General features: G+C 61.4%; 15 protein-coding genes and 1 pseudogene. 9 read left to right on the plus strand and 7 right to left on the minus strand.

Annotated features, from left to right (window positions below):
• Positions 1–328 precede the first annotated feature (328 nt).
• The gene (locus tag N5A92_RS03970) at positions 329–1,213 is read left to right on the plus strand and encodes a hypothetical protein (RefSeq protein WP_260900554.1); all 885 of its coding nucleotides are present in this window, start codon (positions 329–331) and stop codon (positions 1,211–1,213) included.
• A 203-nt stretch (positions 1,214–1,416) separates the two neighbouring features.
• Positions 1,417–2,040 (plus strand): hypothetical protein, encoded by a 624-nt coding sequence (locus N5A92_RS03975; RefSeq protein WP_260900555.1) that lies wholly within the window; start codon positions 1,417–1,419, stop codon positions 2,038–2,040.
• Positions 2,041–2,099: 59 nt separating this feature from the next.
• Here the strand turns inward: N5A92_RS03975 and N5A92_RS03980 are convergent, their stop codons facing one another.
• Both N5A92_RS03980 and N5A92_RS03985 read right to left on the minus strand, forming a co-directional pair.
• Positions 2,100–2,762, minus strand: coding sequence for a response regulator (locus tag N5A92_RS03980; RefSeq protein WP_260900556.1), 663 nt, complete (start codon positions 2,760–2,762; stop codon positions 2,100–2,102).
• A complete protein-coding gene (locus tag N5A92_RS03985; protein ID WP_425248538.1) occupies positions 2,759–4,159 on the minus strand; it encodes a sensor histidine kinase in 1,401 nt (466 codons plus the stop codon). Before N5A92_RS03985 ends, N5A92_RS03980 begins: the two co-directional genes overlap by 4 nt.
• A gap of 366 nt (positions 4,160–4,525) precedes the next feature.
• On the opposite strand from N5A92_RS03985, the gene N5A92_RS03990 reads away from it, so the two are divergent.
• The 7 genes from N5A92_RS03990 to N5A92_RS04020 all read left to right on the plus strand — a co-directional run bounded on the left by N5A92_RS03990 (position 4,526) and on the right by N5A92_RS04020 (position 12,180).
• Entirely contained in the window at positions 4,526–5,434 is a 909-nt protein-coding gene (locus N5A92_RS03990; RefSeq protein WP_260900558.1) for a LysR family transcriptional regulator, read from the plus strand.
• A gap of 176 nt (positions 5,435–5,610) precedes the next feature.
• The gene (locus N5A92_RS03995) at positions 5,611–6,606 is read left to right on the plus strand and encodes a tripartite tricarboxylate transporter substrate binding protein (protein WP_260900559.1); all 996 of its coding nucleotides are present in this window, start codon (positions 5,611–5,613) and stop codon (positions 6,604–6,606) included.
• 69 nt (positions 6,607–6,675) lie between these two features.
• Positions 6,676–7,170 carry a tripartite tricarboxylate transporter TctB family protein gene (locus N5A92_RS04000; protein WP_260900560.1) on the plus strand — a complete coding sequence of 165 codons (495 nt, stop codon included), beginning with the start codon at positions 6,676–6,678 and terminating at the stop codon, positions 7,168–7,170.
• A gap of 1 nt (position 7,171) precedes the next feature.
• Positions 7,172–8,680 carry a tripartite tricarboxylate transporter permease gene (locus N5A92_RS04005; protein WP_260900561.1) on the plus strand — a complete coding sequence of 503 codons (1,509 nt, stop codon included), beginning with the start codon at positions 7,172–7,174 and terminating at the stop codon, positions 8,678–8,680.
• Complete coding sequence (locus N5A92_RS04010) at positions 8,673–9,446, plus strand: 3-ketoacyl-ACP reductase (protein WP_260900563.1); 774 nt, start codon at positions 8,673–8,675, stop codon at positions 9,444–9,446. Before N5A92_RS04005 ends, N5A92_RS04010 begins: the two co-directional genes overlap by 8 nt.
• A gap of 8 nt (positions 9,447–9,454) precedes the next feature.
• Positions 9,455–10,291 carry a shikimate dehydrogenase family protein gene (locus N5A92_RS04015; RefSeq protein ID WP_260900565.1) on the plus strand — a complete coding sequence of 279 codons (837 nt, stop codon included), beginning with the start codon at positions 9,455–9,457 and terminating at the stop codon, positions 10,289–10,291.
• Positions 10,288–12,180: a bifunctional sugar phosphate isomerase/epimerase/4-hydroxyphenylpyruvate dioxygenase family protein gene (locus tag N5A92_RS04020; protein WP_260900566.1), complete on the plus strand. Its 1,893-nt coding sequence runs from the start codon at positions 10,288–10,290 to the stop codon at positions 12,178–12,180. The genes N5A92_RS04015 and N5A92_RS04020 overlap by 4 nt, the downstream gene beginning before the upstream one ends.
• 81 nt (positions 12,181–12,261) lie before the next feature.
• Here N5A92_RS04020 and maiA read toward each other — a convergent pair whose 3' ends face one another.
• The 5 genes and pseudogenes from maiA to N5A92_RS27415 all read right to left on the minus strand — a co-directional run.
• Positions 12,262–12,912: a maleylacetoacetate isomerase gene (maiA, locus tag N5A92_RS04025; RefSeq protein WP_260900567.1), complete on the minus strand. Its 651-nt coding sequence runs from the start codon at positions 12,910–12,912 to the stop codon at positions 12,262–12,264.
• Entirely contained in the window at positions 12,912–13,109 is a 198-nt protein-coding gene (locus N5A92_RS04030; protein ID WP_260900568.1) for a DUF2783 domain-containing protein, read from the minus strand. Before N5A92_RS04030 ends, maiA begins: the two co-directional genes overlap by 1 nt.
• A 7-nt stretch (positions 13,110–13,116) precedes the next feature.
• Positions 13,117–14,700, minus strand: a complete 1,584-nt coding sequence (locus N5A92_RS04035; protein ID WP_260900569.1) for an FAD-dependent oxidoreductase — start codon at positions 14,698–14,700, stop codon at positions 13,117–13,119.
• Between the two features lie 34 nt (positions 14,701–14,734).
• Positions 14,735–15,685, minus strand: a complete 951-nt coding sequence (locus N5A92_RS04040; protein ID WP_260900570.1) for an MBL fold metallo-hydrolase — start codon at positions 15,683–15,685, stop codon at positions 14,735–14,737.
• A gap of 72 nt (positions 15,686–15,757) precedes the next feature.
• Positions 15,758–15,898: pseudogene (locus N5A92_RS27415) on the minus strand (homogentisate 1,2-dioxygenase domain-containing protein); the annotation flags it as partial.
• Positions 15,899–15,931 lie beyond the last annotated feature (33 nt).

The following is a 15,931-nucleotide window of genomic DNA, read 5'->3' on the forward strand; positions in this document are numbered from 1 at the left end:
TTCTCCGGGGATAGACTTCGCGGCTAGGCACTACCTAGGAACCGTTATGGCCAATCTAGGTTCCGACGAGGCGGGCAAAGGCGTCGTCATACGGTGCCTGCTTCTGCCGCTCGCAGCACGCTAGGGCCCGCTTCGGGCCTTGGTCGAGCCTCGCCACAAACTTCCGTCTTAGCCGACATGGTCTGAGGTCCGAATCGTCGGCCGTAGAAGTCCGATGCCCGGAACAGCGCCCAAAAGATCCTGTTGTAGGCGCCGATTCATCGGCGATTGGCCTGCCGGAGAGACGGTAGCATTGACCGATGAATCGCCTACGGAAAAGGAGAAACCGATGAAACGAGTACTAGCACTCTCGACCGCTGCCTTGATGGCAACCTCCATCCTGGCTTTTCCTGCCCTGGCCGACGATGACGACGGGGGCGGCAGCTCGACAGAGGCGTCCAGCAGCAGTTCATCCACATCCGACGCCTCTAGTAGCGCATCCTCCGACGGGGCCGGCGGCTCGGTTGAAGCATCCAGCAGCGGTTCATCCACATCCGATGCCTCCAGTAGCGTCTCTGTCGATGATGGGACAAACAGCGTCTCTGGTGCGGCGGATGCTTCCACTAGTGCCAGCGGGTCGGCTGACGTCTCCGGATCGCTGGACGGCTCCGGCAATCTGTCGGGCAGCGCCAGCACGTCCACCGAAGCCGATGCCGAAGCTGAGGCTTCGGGAAGCCTGAGCGGAACGGAAGACGAAGGAGCGATGGCGTCCACATCTCCAGAAGCTGAGACAGATGCAGAAGCCGCAGCTTCGGGCGCCGGCACGACTGAGGCCGCTGCAACTGCCGATGCTCCGGAAGGAACCGACGCTGTGAGCGCAACCGCGATCGCTTCGTCCGAAGAGGTTGTGCAAGCCGTTTCGGCGATAGAGTCGAGCAACACGTTCGTCACGCAGATCAGTGACGTTGGCGAAGGGGCGACGGTAAGCGTCGTGAATATCGGGTCGATCACCAACACCGAGAACAACATCACGATCGAGAACGCTATAAATATCCATGCCGATTACATCGCCAATCTGCAAAATGCGATTGCATCGAATGGGACACTCAGCGCGACCCTCGAAGCCAACAATGTGAACGTGTCCTCGATCGTTGGAGCGAGAGCCCAAGGAAACCAGCTGATCCTTTACGGGCGCGACTGCGACAGATCGCATCCCCTGGCGCGCTGTGGCTGACGGCTGACGTCGCAACTATAGCAAGGCCTGTGGTCAGCCTGCCGGAACCGGCGGGCTGACCATCTGACCATCGCTTTGCTGGGACGGCACCGATCTGAGCTGCTTCCAGTTACGAGGTCTCCACGATTGTTGCCGACAGCCAGCAGTATTCGTATCTTATCGAAAGGATAGAGAGAGCCAAGCGGCTGAAGAGGAATAGAGCCATGCTCTTGGCCAGAAAGCTCACATCCACACTCCTCGGTGTGTCCCTCACGGCTGCACTCGTCGCGGCCCCCTATCGCTTCACCTATACCGGTCCCTCGAAAGGGCTTCTCCCGCAGATGGCGGTCGCTCAGGACGAATCCGAGGGCAGCGATTCCGGCTCGGGCGGTGGGTCACAGAGCAGTGACGAGTCCGAGGACGAAGGAACCATCAGCCCAAGCGGTGCCAGAGAGGCCGATGAGCAAAGCGGTAGCGTCCCCACGGATGCGGGCGAGGCCGGCCAAGCAAGTCCCGCCGAGGAAGTCGAGCACGACATCAGCACGGAGCCTGCGGATAACAACAACGTTGACCAAGTCGAGCCTGACCAAGCCGAACCTGACCAGGTAGGGCCTGACCAGGTAGAGCCTGACCAGCAGGAACCGGCCGATGAGGCAACTGTCGATGTGCCGACTGAAGCCGAGGAGCCGATTGAAGAGGCAAACGTCGAAGTGCAGTACTCAAACGGCATGCGGGAGGAGATACGGGGCGGTCGCTACGAGATGACCGATGCACAGGGCCGCGTCATAATCAATCGCCCCGCAACGGAGTCCGATCACACACGGCTGCTCCGCGCCATGGGTAGGTGATAGCGAAACTGATTCTCTGGAGCGCCGTGGATGTCTTCGCGAATTTTCGCGAGCGGATGTCACGCGGGCGGATAGCCGTTTTCCACCGCATCACGCAGCACCATGGCGGCTTGGGTACGGTTACTCACGTCAAGCTTGGCGAGAATGCGCGTCATGTGATGCTTGACCGTCTTTTCCTGAAGATCAAGTCGCCGCGCGACGTGCTTATTGCTCAATCCGCCTGCTACCAGCGTCAGGATTTCCCTTTCCCGCTCGGTGAGGGCGGCAAGCGGATTGGTCACGGGCGGCAAGCCGGATCGCGTGGAGAGGTCCGAGAGCAACCGCGCCGACAAACTGGGTGAAACATAGCTTTCGCCTGCAGCAACTGTGCGCAGGATTTCGGCAAGCGCCCGCGAGCCGACGCCTTTTAGCACATAGCCCTTCGCACCACTGTTTAGAGCCTTTGCGACATCCTCTGTCCTTTCTGAAACGGTCAGCAGGAGGATCTTCTGGGTGGGGTGGCGGGCGAGGATCGGCTCGATTGCGTTCAAGCCTCCGCCAGGCATCGATATGTCCAGCAAGACGATATCCGGACGCTTCGCTTCAGTTATTTGCAGCGCGTCTTCCTTCGTGGCTCCTTCGCCAACAATTTCGAAGCCGCCGTTTTCCGATAGGCTGCGTGCCACTCCCTCCCTGAACAGTGGGTGGTCATCAATCACCGCAATCCGGATTCCTGCCATCACACCGGCTCCACTTCCTCAATGTCGAGAGACATCCGAACCTTCGTACCCCTTTTGGATGAGATCACTTCAAACCGGCCGCCCAGGCTCTCCACCCGCTCGTGGAGCCCAGCAAGTCCGAGCCCCTCGGAATGCACGTTCGCTGGATCGAAACCGTGGCCATTGTCCGAGACCTCAACAGTGATGTGACCAGCATCCGCTGTTTGCATCACCGCTTGCCCAATACCCCCGCCGTGACGATAGCTGTTATTCAGCGCCTCCTGCACAAATCGATAGATACAAATTTTCTCCGAAGGCGAGAGGGAATGTGATATCTGCGACATTGACAGTGCGGCTGTCGTTCCAGTGCGCCGCTCATGCGTGCGGACGGCCAATTGGAGGATCTCCGGCAACTCGGCTGCTTCGACGTGCGGCAGAACGAGACCGTGGCAGATGCTTCTGATTTCACGCAAGGCTTCTTCCAGGGCAGATTTGATGGCAAGCACCTCGCGCTCGCGCGCCTCGCTTGCCGCGGACGCGTCGGTCAGGGCGGTGCTGTCCAGCTTGAGCGCTGCAAGCGCCAGAAGCTGCGAGGGCCCGTCGTGCAGGTCAGCGCCGATCCGTCTCAGGTAGCGCTCGTTGAGTGCAGTCGTGCGCTGGGACGCGCGCTGGACGCGCAAGCGCAATGCCTTGTTCTGTGCGACCAGGTCCAACAGCTCGGCAACGCGTTCCCTGAGGGCCTGGCTCTGGCGGTCGATCAGACGGCTGCCTCGAAAGACAATCGCTGAAAGCGTGAGGAAGAAACCCGATATGACGGTAGCTACAGCAAGCCAGCTCCAGGCACGCGCCCGTAGCAGGTCGCGTTCGAAATCGGTGGCAATCTCCTGGAATTCGGAAACCGCGACGACATCGCCGGACCACGGTTGCAGCACCGGGTTGTAGATTTCCAACAGCGGACTGCCGCCAACGACTCCCACCTCGCCCGTGCGGTCGGCGGACCGATGGAAATCCGCGACCAGTCTGCCCTTGAAGGCTGCCTGGAGATCGTCGCTGAGTTCGAAGCGCTTGCCGATGAGGGTTTTGTCCTTGGAATAAAGGATCGTTCCGTCGCGGCTCCACAGATTGAACGATGCGAGACGATTGCCGAGCGCCCCCTGCCCGAGTGTCTCATCGAGCGCACGCTTGACCGGGTCAGCAAGCACCTTGCTCCTCTGCATATCCGGCAAGAGTGGAGCAATAACACTGTCCACGTAACGCGCCGTTGTCGCTGCAGAATTGCGGGTAACGCTGTCCTGGATCAGGTTCGTTACCAGAACGCCAATGATGACCATGGCGGCAACCGAAACAAGCCCGCCCGCAACCAGGAACTGAGCGGCCAGGGACCGCGCGTTCCAAAAATCGCGAAGCCGGTGCAATTGCAGCACCGCGCCACGTTCCCTTTCACGGCCCAGCCGTTGTTCCGATTCGACACCGTCGGGATCAACGGCGGGAGCTCGTGTCATAAGCTTCCCGGTCGGCATAGCGGCTCGCGGTTCATTGCCGGCGCTAACGGTAATCGAGCACCAGCGCGTTCTCCTCGGTCTACGAGGCCGGGGTATCAGCAGAAGGAAACGCGCACATCCTGGATTTTTTATGGAATCTAGGCGGCTTGCTGCTGGCCAGAATCTCATCGAGAGCAAGTGCGACGATCGTGCACTGATAATTAGAAACATGAAAAGCATGTTGAGCCGCTTGTTGGCTTCAGGTTCTGTGTCGCGTGCTATGCTGACGAACAAGGAGCGATCCACATGCTGACGCTCAGGCAGATTGAGGTGGTTCGAGCGGTGATGGTTGCCGGCACGATTGCTGGTGCAGCTAGGCTGCTCAACGTGGCGCAGCCCGGCATCAGCCGCACAATGAAGCACATGGAAGCTTCGCTCGGCATAAAGCTTTTCATACGCAAAGGTGGTCGCTACGTACCCTCGCCCGAAGCAGTCAACGTCTTCGGGCAATTGCAGGAGGTGCACAAAAAGATCGAGGATCTGCAGTTCACGATCGGCCAGCTCGAACGAGGACGCGGTGTTGAACTCTCCTTCGGCTCGGTGCCCAGCATTGCCAACGTAATGGTGCCGCGCGCCATCGCCGCCACGAAGCACCGCTACCCCGACATCCGCATCGACATCGATATCCTCAAGATCGAGGACGCGATCGACTATCTGATGCTGGGCCGCGGCGAGTTCGCCGCGATGAGCTATCGCTTCGACCACCCCTCCATCCTCTTCGAGCCGCTGGCCAAGGGCCATCTCGTCTGCATCGCCGGGCCGGACCACCCTTTCGCGTCACGACCGGTGGTCGCAGCGGCGGAAATCGCCGGCTGTCCGTTGATCGGCATAGACCCCAACGACCCCTATGGCGGCATCATGGCAGGCATCTTCGCGCGCGAGAATCTCGACTATGAGATCACTATACGCGCCCGCTTCGGCACCACGGTGCTGGCTCTGATCAAGCAGGGTCTAGGCGTGGCGGTCATAGATGCGTTCACCGTCGCCGATATGAACCGCTCCGAAATCGCCGTCGTTCCGATTGCCGAGCCTACGGAGTTCCAGACTTATATCGCCCGACGCGGCGACGTGGCGCTCTCCAGCTTTGCCGAGAGTCTCATCAGAGACCTGCGTCAGATCATGAACGAGACAACGGCGCAACAGGCCATGGCATAACATCATGTTATCCATCCATGAATGATTAGTAATTGCGTTATCGTGAGGGCAGGGTCATGATTCCGGGCGTTCACGGGAGGAGCCGTGGCCAGTGCCCGCAAGGACGGGCGGGGCGAGGTTTCTCGTAACTTCGTGCCGGTATGAGCGGCAAAACGCTGCCGCCAAGGGAGGAAAACATGATCCGCAAATTGATCGGGGCGGCCTCCGCCCTGTTGATGATGACCGCAGTTTCCGCGGCTCAAGACTTTCCAGAGCGCGAGCTTCTCGGCGTCGTCATGTGGGGTGCGGGCGGTGCGACCGACACGGTAGCGCGTGCCATCAACCCTGCGGCAGAGGAGGCGCTTGGCAAGCCGATCGTCGTACTCAACAAGTCCGGCGGTGCCGGGGCGATCTCGACGGCCTATGTGAATGCCGCGCCCTCGGACGGCTATACCTTTCTCTATGGGGCGGAAAACCCGCAGCTTCACCCCGTGATGGGCGTGTCACAGCTCGACTACGCGCACTTCTATCCGGTCAACATACTGGGCCGCGGCGTGGCAGTTATCGTCGTTCCTGCGGATTCGAAATATCAGTCGATGCAGGACTTGCTGGAAGATATAAAGGCCAATCCGGGGGCAGTGAAGATGGGCTCCACGGGGCCCGGCGGCCTGCCGAGCACCATCGGCGCGCTAATCAAGAATTCGACGGATTTCGAGGTAACTGCCATACCTTTCGACGGCGAGGGTCCCGGCCTTACCGCCATGCTCGGCGGCGAGGTCGACTTCATGCCGGCCGGCATTTCAGCAGCGGCCGAACAGATCAAAGCCGGCAAGATGCGTGCGCTGACAGTCGTCAATGCAGAGCCAGTGGACACTCTTGCCGACGTGCCGCCGATCACGGACGCGCTTCCTGAGATGGCAAAATTCCTGCCCTGGGGACCGTTCTACGGCGTGTGGGTCAAGAGGGACGTGCCCGAAGATGTGAAGGCGAAGCTCGTCGAAGCTTTCCACACCGCTGCGGAAAGCGAGGAGTTCAAGACGCTGATGGCAAATAAGGGCAACATCATCATGGATATTTCCGGTGATGAGGCCGACGAATTCCTCACCAAATGGCAGCAGGTGACGGCCTGGGCTCTTCAGGACACTGGCGCTGCCAAGGTCAGCCCCGAGGAACTTGGAATTCCGCGGCCATAATCCTGCCGAGCTGCCGGCCCGCATGAGGCACTCGTCCGGCAGCACGGCCACCGCATGGGAGATGAAGCCATGTCGTCCAAGCCCGCCCGCAGGCCGGGGGAACTCGTCTTCGCGCTGCTCGTCCTCATCTTTGGCCTTGCCGCTTTCTGGCAGGCTTACGAGATCTCCGGATTCAGCGGCCTGACTACACCCGGCATCTTTCCCATGCTGGCAGCCGGGATGATGGTCATCGCAAGCCTTTTCATACTGGCAGACACAGCCCAGCGGAATGCGCCGGATGTGAGCAGAGGATCGGTCCCGGCAAGTTTTCTGCGCGAGATCATGCCGCTGCGGCATGCCATCGTGATCGGCCTCATCCTCCTTTATCTGATTGCGCTTCCCCTGCTCGGGTTCGTCGTCAGCTCCGGGCTCTTCCTGCTCGCCGCTTTTCAGTATCTGTGGCGGAAGAACCCGCTGGTCACCGCCGTGCTGGCTGCCGGCTCGTTGGGGGCGATCTATCTCGTCTTCCGTGTCGTCTTCCAGGTTGTCCTGCCCCGAGGCACGTGGCTCGGAGGCTTGATCTGAAATGCTGGAAGCGCTCGGCAATTTCTCGATCGTCTGGCTTGATCCCTGGCTCCTGTTCCTGACGGCGGCGGGCACGCTTGCGGGCATATATATAGGCGCGATACCGGGCCTTTCGGTTACGATGGCGACATCGATCCTCATCTCCTTCACCTTCAAGTGGCAGGTGAACGAGGCGCTGGCGCTTATCGCCGGCGTCTTCATGGGCGGGGTCTATGGCGGTTCCCGCACGGCGATTCTGCTCAACATCCCCGGCGCTCCAAGCGCCATCGCCACCGCGCTGGAAGGCTATCCGCTGGCCAAGCGCGGTGAGGCGGGTGAAGCGATTGGCCTCACTACGGTGATGTCGGTCCTCGGCGGCTTCGTGGGGATCCTCGCGCTGGCGCTGTTCGCACCGGTCATCTCTGAGTTCGCGCTTCTATTCAACTCACGCGACTACCTGCTGCTCGGGCTGATCGGCATTCTTCTGGTGGGAACGCTGTCGGGCGAGAGCTTTGCAAAGGGCGCCTTTGCCGGCGCGCTCGGTGTGCTGATCGGCATGGTTGGCCTCGATCCTATGACAGCCGAGGGACGCTTCACCTTTGGCACCATCACGCTTATGGGCGGCATTCCTTACGTGGCTGCGATGATCGGCTTCTTCGGCGTCGCCGAGGCGCTTGTCCAGCTTCACACGCTCGACCTGGCCGCGGTCAAGCAGAGGATCGACCGCATCGTTCCGCGCCTTTCCGACATCAAGCGGTATTTCGGGCTGGCGATGCGCGCCTCCGGCATCGGCACCATCATCGGCGCCCTGCCCGGCACGGGCGGCGACATCGCTGCGCTTCTCGCCTACGATCACGCCAAGCGCTCCACCAAGAATCCCGAGCGCCCCTTCGGCGAGGGCTGCAAGGAGGGCCTTGTGGCGCCAGAGGCGGCAAACAATGCGGCGGTGGGCGGCGCCTTCATACCGATGCTGACGCTCGGCATTCCCGGCGACGCGGTGACAGCAGTCATCATCGGCGCGTTGTTCATCCACGGTCTGAAGCCCGGACCGCTGCTTCTAACCGAGACACCGCACCTGTTCTGGTTCACGGTTGGCAGCCTGACACTCGCCAACATCTGTCTGCTGATCTTCGGGCTGACGGGCATCAAGGTCTTCACCAGAATCGTCGAGTGCCCCAAAGCGATCCTCATTCCACTGATCATCGTTCTGTCCGCCGTCGGTACCTATGCGATCCAGAACAATCCAGTCGACATATATTGGATGCTTCTCTTCGGCGTCGTCGGCTATTTCATGAAGACCTACGGCTTTCAGGTGGGACCTGTGATTCTCGGTGTGATCCTCGGGCCGATGATGGATGCCAACTATCGAAGGGCGATGATCGGCGCGCGCGGCGACATAGGCACCTTCCTGTGGGATTTCGTCTCGCATCCGATTTCACTGATCCTAACCATCGGCTTTCTCACGATGCTGCTCTCCCAGACGCCCATTTGGAGCTTCACCCGAGCCCGCTTGAGGAAGCAAGATGCCTGAGGGTGGTGTCGCCATCGTCACGGGAGCAGCCCGGGGTATCGGCCGAGCTATCGCAATGCGCCTCGCTGCCGCCGGATATGATCTCGTGTTGAACGACCTGAAAAGCGACGATCTCGAAAGCGCCGCCTCGGAGATCGAGAACCTTGGTCGTTGTGCCGTCCTCGCTCCGATAGACATATCGGCGCCAGACGCGCCGGAGGCTGTCATATCGGCAGCGCTGGACCGTTTTGGCAGGGTCGACGGGTTGGTCAACAATGCCGGCGTATCGGTCGCTTCCGTCGGAGACATTCTCGACGTTACGCCTCAATCCTACGACCGATGCGCCAACGTGAACGCTAAGGCGGTATTTTTCATGACGCAGTGCATCGGCCGGTATTTTGTTAAAAACACCACTCTTGGCGGCCCTGGTCGCTTCATCATTTCGATCACCTCGTCGAATGCCTCGGCCATATCAGTCGACCGTTCAGAATATTGCGTCTCCAAGGCGGCGGCCTCGATGGTCACCCAATGCTTTGCCGCGCGCCTCGCAAACCACGGTGTGGGTGTCTATGAAATCCGCCCCGGTGTCATAGAGACCGACATGACCAAGCCGCGGCTGGAGCGTTTTCGCAAACGTATCGATGAGGAAGACCTGACGGCGATCAAAAGGCTCGGCTCACCGGACGATGTTGCGGAAACGGTCATCACGCTCGCGCGCGCGGGCCTCCCCTATTGCGTGGGGCAGATCCTCGCCATCGACGGCGGGCTCGCCATGCGCCGCTATTAGGTAACCCGATGCACAGCATCACCGGCACGACACGCTGCTATCCGCTCCTCGGTTATCCGATTGCGCAGGTGCGCACGCCACCGGCAATCAACGCCTATTTCGCCACGAGGCGGATCGATGCAGTGATGTTCCCCATGGAAATCGCGCCTGACGCGATCGACCGGTTCTTGTCCGGCCTGCGCGGTTGGTCCAATTGCGGCGGTGCCTCAGTGACGGTCCCCTACAAGCAGGCGGCGTTTAGCGCGATGGACCGTGTGACCGATCGGGCATGCCGAGCGCGTGCGGTCAATATCATCCGCCGCGAGCCCGACGGCACACTGTTCGGCGATATGACCGACGGTCTCGCCTTCGCAGAAGCTCTGCGGCGCAACGGCGTTTTGCTTACAGGCCGCGTCGTGCTGGTCGTCGGCGCGGCCGGCGGCGCGGGAAGCGCCATCGCATGGACGCTGTGCGAAGCCGGCCCTTCCGTCCTGTGCCTGGTCGATCCGAATGCACAGAAGCTGTCAGCGCTTTCTTGCCGGCTGCAGGCTGCGTTCCCTGAATGCACCGTTGTTACCGATTGGCCCGAAAGTGTTGCAGTCGACATCGCCATCAACGCCTCCCCTTTGGGCATGGGCTCCGGCGATCCTCTGCCGATCGACCTCGACCGCCTGCCGGCAGGTGCGGTTGTCTGCGACGTCGTCACCAAGCCGAATATGACGCCTCTGCTCCTCGCGGCCAGGCGGGGAGGCCACCCAATCCAGACTGGCAACGATATGGCCGATGCTCAGTTGGACTTCCAGATGCATCATCTCGAGCTCTGGCAGGAAGCTGATGAAGCCGCCGCGCACGGACGGATGTCATGAAAACCTCGATCGCCACCGTTTCGATAAGTGGAGACCTGCGGGAGAAGCTGGCGGCGATCGCGGCAGCGGGCTTCGACGGGGTTGAGATATTCGAGAATGATTTTCTTGCCTTTGACGGCGGCCCGCGCGATGTCGGCAGGATGGTGCGTGATCACGGCCTGGAGATCACGCTGTTCCAACCCTTCCGCGACTTCGAGGGCATGCCCGAGCCACAGAGGAGCCGCGCCTTCGACCGCGCCGAGCGCAAGTTCGATGTGATGCAGGAGCTGGGCACTGACCTGATGCTCGTGTGCTCGAACGTATCGCCGGTCTCGCTCGGTGGCATCGACCGGACCGCCGACGATTTCAATGAACTCGGCGAATGTGCGGCCAAACGGGGCTTGCGGGTCGGCTATGAGGCATTGGCCTGGGGACGGCATGTCAGCGACCACCGCGATGCGTGGGAAATCGTGCGGCGCACCGATCGTCCCAATATCGGGCTGATTCTCGATTCCTTCCACACGCTCGCCCGCAAGATTGATGTGAATTCGATCCGCGCAATCCCCGGCGACCGCATCTTCATCGTTCAGCTTGCCGACGCACCGCTGATCGAGATGGACCTTCTTTACTGGAGCCGGCACTTCCGCAACATGCCGGGTGAAGGCGATCTGCCGGTCGTCGACTTCATGCGCGCTGTCGCCGCCACCGGCTATGACGGGCCGCTGTCACTGGAGATTTTCAACGATCAGTTCCGCGGCGGCTCGCCTAAGTCAATCTCGGTCGATGGGCGTCGCTCGCTCCTCTATCTGATGGACAAGGTGCGCCGGCTCGAACCGGATATCGCCATTGATGTGCCCTCTATGCCGGACCGTATCGAGGCGAGCGGAATCGAGTTCGTTGAATTCGCCGCCGATGAGGCGGAGGCCCAGGAGCTGGCCGGCATGTTCCGCACGCTGGGATTTGCACCGGCCGGTCGACACATATCCAAGGATGTGACGGTCTGGCGCCAAGGCGGCATCAACCTCGTTATAAACACCGAGCGGGAGGGCTTTGCCCACTCCTCTTATCTGGTTCACGGAACATCAGTCTGTGACATCGGCCTGAAGGTGGAGAACGCGAGCGCCACGGTGGAACGGGCGCGCGCGCTGGTCGCCGAGCCGTTTCAGCAAACGGTCGGCCGCGGAGAGTTGAAGATCCCCGCCATCCGCAGCGTCGGCGGCGGCGTCATGCATTTCATCGACGAGAAAACAGAGCTTGCGCGGGTCTGGGATATCGAGTTCACCCCGCTTGCAGGGGATGAGTATCCCGCCGCGGCGGGGCTGAGGCGTATCGACCACATTGCCCAGACTATGAACTATGAGGAGATGTTGACCTGGGTTCTCTTCTACACCTCGATCTTCGCCACAGACCGCACGCCCATGGTTGACGTTGTCGATCCCGGCGGGCTCATCCGTAGCCAGGCTATCGAAAGCGCCGACGGCGACCTCAGGATCACGCTGAACGGAGCGGAGAGCCGCCGCACGCTGGCCGGCCATTTTATCGCCGAGAGCTTCGGCTCGGCAGTCCAGCACGTCGCCTTTCTGACAGAGGATATCTTCGCCACGGCCAAGGCGCTGAAGGAGAACGGCTTCCGTTCCTTGAAGATTTCACGCAACTACTATGACGACCTCGAAGCTCGCTTCGGACTGGAGGCTGGTTTTGCCGGCCGGCTGCGGGAGGAGAACATCCTTTATGATCGCGAGGGCGAGGGCGAGTATTTTCAGCTCTACAGCCCCAATTACGGTGAAGGGTTCTTCTTCGAAATCGTTGAGCGGCGCGGCGGCTATACCGGCTATGGTGCCGCTAATGCCCAGTTTCGCATCGCCGCACAAAAACGTGCCCTTCGCCCAAAGGGGATGCCGAGACAGTAAGGCCTCCAATTGTGGATCTTGGCCTCGCCCGTCCCTCCTTTCAGGTGACTGACGTTCCGCCGAAGGCCCCGTGAACGGCGCCTACGAGTTGAGCGGGGGCGGTCCGAGCCGATCGGGATGCGCCTTGTCGAAGGCGGCGATCTCCGAGCAGTTCCGGTCGATCCTCTGCATCCGTTCAAGCCCGGAGAGATCCACCTCCCAGCGCCGCGCATTGTAGAGCTGCGGCACGAGGCAGAACTCTGCCATGCCGGGCCTGTCGCCATGGCAGAAATCGCCGGTGCCGCCGCCGTCGTCCAGCATGGCCTCGAAGGCACGTAGGCCGTCGGCGATGAATTTCTGCATCCAGGCCTTGCGCGCCACGTCCCCGTTGCCGGTGAGCTCCACTATATGGGCAGCAACACGCGTGTTGCACACAGGGTGGATTTCCATGGCAATGGCATATGCCAGCGCGCGCACGCGAGCGCGCCCGGCCGCATCCTCAGGCAGGAAGCCGGCCGAGCGCGTCTCCTCGAGATATTCTATGATCGCCAGCGACTGGGTGAGCATGCGCCCATCGATATGGAGCGCCGGCACCAGCCCCTGCGGGTTGCGCGCCAGATGCTCCGCGCTCATGTGCGTTTTAGCCAGGAGGTCGACGGGCACGATCTCGTATTCCTCGCCTAGCATGTTCAAGGCGATGCGCACGCGGTAGCTCGCGGAGGATCGCCAGTAGTCGTAAAGCACTGTAGCCATTATTCCTTGCTCCCGCGTGCGGCGGTGAGCGCCGCGCTCAATGTTTCGAGATCGCCGATTCGGTTGGCGAGGATCAGTACTAGCCGCGCATTGAGCGCGGCACTCTTCTCGAAACTCAGCCCTTTGTGCGCTTCAAGCAGCGCCTCGTAGAAATCGTCGCCCGCCGTTCCAAGACGGTCGTCTGCAAAATCGCCCATCACTGCCTCACCTGCCCAGTTCCTTGTCGACCACCGCCCGGACATATTCCTCCGTCGGCTTGCGGAAGACGGCGCAGATATGCTGGTCCGGCCGGAAGAGATAGGAGAGGCGGGTGCCGTAGCGGTCAAGCGCGAACCCCCTTCGATCAATGAGATCACCGTGATCGGCGCCGACGCTCATGTGTCTGACGCCGGCGATGGCCGGTCCTGCTCCGCCACCGAAGGAGACGAGCGTGAACCCGGCGTCAAGTTCACTAAGGAGCCAAGTATCCTCGCCGTTCTTTTCTAGCGGCGCGTCAACCGCCACGCGGCCGGGCGGGAGCGGTGCCGCTGAGAGGTGTCTGTTGTAGAACCGCTCCAGCGAGCACGGCACCGAAAGCCGTCCGGAATTGATGAGCCGGCGCGCAAACGGCATCTCGGCGGCAAGGTCGAGCACCGCGCGGCGCATCATCTTTTCCATGTCCGACTTCGGTGTCATGAAATTTGTGGTGCGCGCGGAATTCTTGATGTTTTCATCGGCGCCGTGCACGCGCTCGGCATTGTAGCGCTCGAAAATGCCTTCCGATGCCTCGCCCTTCACCACCGCCGCCAGGCGCCACCCCAGTGCGTCGACATCCTGAATGCCGCCATTGCCGCCGCGCGCACCGAAGGGCGAGACGACATGCGCGCTGTCGCCGGCGAAGATCACCCGGCCGTGAACGAAGCGTTCCAGCCGGCTGCACTGAAAGGTGTAGACGGACACCCAGTCGATCTCGAAAGGCCGTTCGCCGACAATGGCCTTGATGCGCGGGATGACTTTTTCCGGCTTCTTCTCTTCCTCAGGATCCGCATCCCAGCCGAGCTGCAGGTCTATGCGGTAGATATCGTCGGGCTGCTTGTGCAGGAGTGCGGACTCACCTTCATGGAAGGTCGGTTCGAACCAGAAACGCCGGTCGGCCGGGAAGTCCGCCTGCATCTCTATATCGGCGATGAGGAAACGCTCCTCGAAAAGCTGGCCGCGGAACTCGAGCCCCAGCATGGAGCGGATCGGCGACCTCGCGCCGTCGCAGGCCACAACGTAGTCGGCCGCGAGATTATAGGTCCCGTCCGGCGTCTCTAGCTTGATCGTAGCGCCGCTGTTGCTGTTTTCGATCCCAATCACATTGTTCTTGAAGCGCAGGTCGACCAGCTCGGGGAAGTCGCGCGCGCGGTCGACCAGGTACTGTTCGACATAATACTGCTGCAGGTTGATGAAGGCGGGCATTTTGTGGCCTGCCTCCGGCAGGAGATCAAAGGCGTAAAGCTCGCGGTCGCGGTGGTAGACGCGGCCGACCTTCCAGGTGATCCCCTTTTCCACCATGCGCTCGCCGACACCCAGCCGGTCGAAGATTTCTAGCGTCCGCTTGGCCCAGCAGATGGCCCTTGAGCCGATCGAGACCACGTCGTTATCGTCGAGCACCACCGAGGCCACGCCCTTGAGCGCCAGGTCGATGGCGAGAGCTAGGCCGATCGGCCCCGCCCCCACGATCGCGACTTTATAGTCGCGCGGGCGCCCGCCGGAAAGCTCCGGCGGGGTCGTGTATCCGAAGCGCCTGTACTCGTAGCGCGGCATACATCCTCCCCGAAGTCCGCCTTGCCGTCGTATATCAGCCCTGCAGCGCCTCCCACATTTCCTTGTCGCGTGCCGCGGTCCAGATGCGGGGCGTGTCGATTCCTTGTGCCTCGTCATATGCGCGCGCGACATTGAAGGGCAGGCAGTGCTCGTAGATTGCGTAGCTGGAGAACTTCGGATCGCAGACGGCCCGGCAGGCGTCCCACGCCTCCCTGAGCGTGCCGCCACGCACGGCCACCTTCGCCACCGGCTCATAGGTGGAACGGATGAAGTCCGCGGTTAGGTCGAGAGCGGAGTTGGCCATCTCGCGGCCGACCAGCGCATCGCCGCGGCCCGGAGCGATGGCGTCTAGGTCGAACGAACGGATCGCCTCCAGCGTCGCTGGCCAGTCGTTGAAATGGCCGTCGCCGCAGTAGCAGGCCGAGTGATACTCGACGATGTCACCGGTGAACATCACATTCTCATCCGGCACGTGGGCGACGATGTCGCCAGCCGTGTGTGCCCGCCCCACGAACATGAGGTCGACCCGCCGCTTGCCGAGATAGACACTCATGCGGTCCCCGAAGGTTGTCGTCGGCCAGGTCAGCCCTGGGATGCTCTCGTGCCCCTGGAAGAGGCGCGGGAAACGCCCGAACTCCGACTCCCAGTCCTCCTTGCCGCGCTCGGCCACCATGGCACGCGCCTTCTCACTCATGACGATGTTTGGCGCATTGAAGGCGGAAGCACCGAGAACGCGTACAGCATGGTAGTGGGAAAGGACCAGATGGGTGATCGGCTTGTCGGTCACCGTGCGGATTTTTTCGATTACCTTGCCGGCGAGCCTGGGGGTCGCCTGCGCCTCGATGACCATCACGGCATCCTCGCCGATGATCACGCCGGAATTGGGATCGCCTTCCGCGGTGAAAGCCCATAGGTCGCGGCCGATCTCCGTGAACGAGATCGTCTTTTCGGTCATATCCCCCTGGGACGCGAATTCTTTCGCCATCATTCCTTCCCGGTTCTGAGTTTTACCAGTTGCGCTTGGGCGGCGGCGGCAAGATGCCTCCATGAACTCGTTCATGACGTTGCGAGGCACCAGGGGCCGGAAGGTGTTTTGCGCCACCAGCCGGCGCGGCGGGAAGATGACGAAATCCGCATTCGCCGTGCCCTCGCCGCTGCTCGATCGGGTGGCCCAGCATGACTTGCGCCTCCTCCGCAAACTCGATATGCGAGTTCGTTACGGACGTAACGG

Source organism: Chelativorans salis (assembly GCF_025336525.1).
In the GTDB taxonomy this organism is placed as follows: Bacteria; Pseudomonadota; Alphaproteobacteria; order Rhizobiales; family Rhizobiaceae; genus Chelativorans; species Chelativorans salis.

Bases quoted from the DNA above. Each gene is read 5' to 3' on its own strand.
- N5A92_RS03970 (WP_260900554.1), top strand. From the start codon at position 329: ATGAAACGAGTACTAGCACTCTCGACCGCTGCCTTGATGGCAACCTCC.
- N5A92_RS03975 (WP_260900555.1), top strand. From the start codon at position 1,417: ATGCTCTTGGCCAGAAAGCTCACATCCACACTCCTCGGTGTGTCCCTC.
- N5A92_RS03990 (WP_260900558.1), top strand. From the start codon at position 4,526: ATGCTGACGCTCAGGCAGATTGAGGTGGTTCGAGCGGTGATGGTTGCC.
- N5A92_RS03995 (WP_260900559.1), top strand. From the start codon at position 5,611: ATGATCCGCAAATTGATCGGGGCGGCCTCCGCCCTGTTGATGATGACC.
- N5A92_RS04000 (WP_260900560.1), top strand. From the start codon at position 6,676: ATGTCGTCCAAGCCCGCCCGCAGGCCGGGGGAACTCGTCTTCGCGCTG.
- N5A92_RS04005 (WP_260900561.1), top strand. From the start codon at position 7,172: ATGCTGGAAGCGCTCGGCAATTTCTCGATCGTCTGGCTTGATCCCTGG.
- N5A92_RS04010 (WP_260900563.1), top strand. From the start codon at position 8,673: ATGCCTGAGGGTGGTGTCGCCATCGTCACGGGAGCAGCCCGGGGTATC.
- N5A92_RS04015 (WP_260900565.1), top strand. From the start codon at position 9,455: ATGCACAGCATCACCGGCACGACACGCTGCTATCCGCTCCTCGGTTAT.
- N5A92_RS04020 (WP_260900566.1), top strand. From the start codon at position 10,288: ATGAAAACCTCGATCGCCACCGTTTCGATAAGTGGAGACCTGCGGGAG.
- maiA (WP_260900567.1), bottom strand. From the start codon at position 12,912: ATGGCTACAGTGCTTTACGACTACTGGCGATCCTCCGCGAGCTACCGC.
- N5A92_RS04030 (WP_260900568.1), bottom strand. From the start codon at position 13,109: ATGGGCGATTTTGCAGACGACCGTCTTGGAACGGCGGGCGACGATTTC.
- N5A92_RS04035 (WP_260900569.1), bottom strand. From the start codon at position 14,700: ATGCCGCGCTACGAGTACAGGCGCTTCGGATACACGACCCCGCCGGAG.
- N5A92_RS04040 (WP_260900570.1), bottom strand. From the start codon at position 15,685: ATGGCGAAAGAATTCGCGTCCCAGGGGGATATGACCGAAAAGACGATC.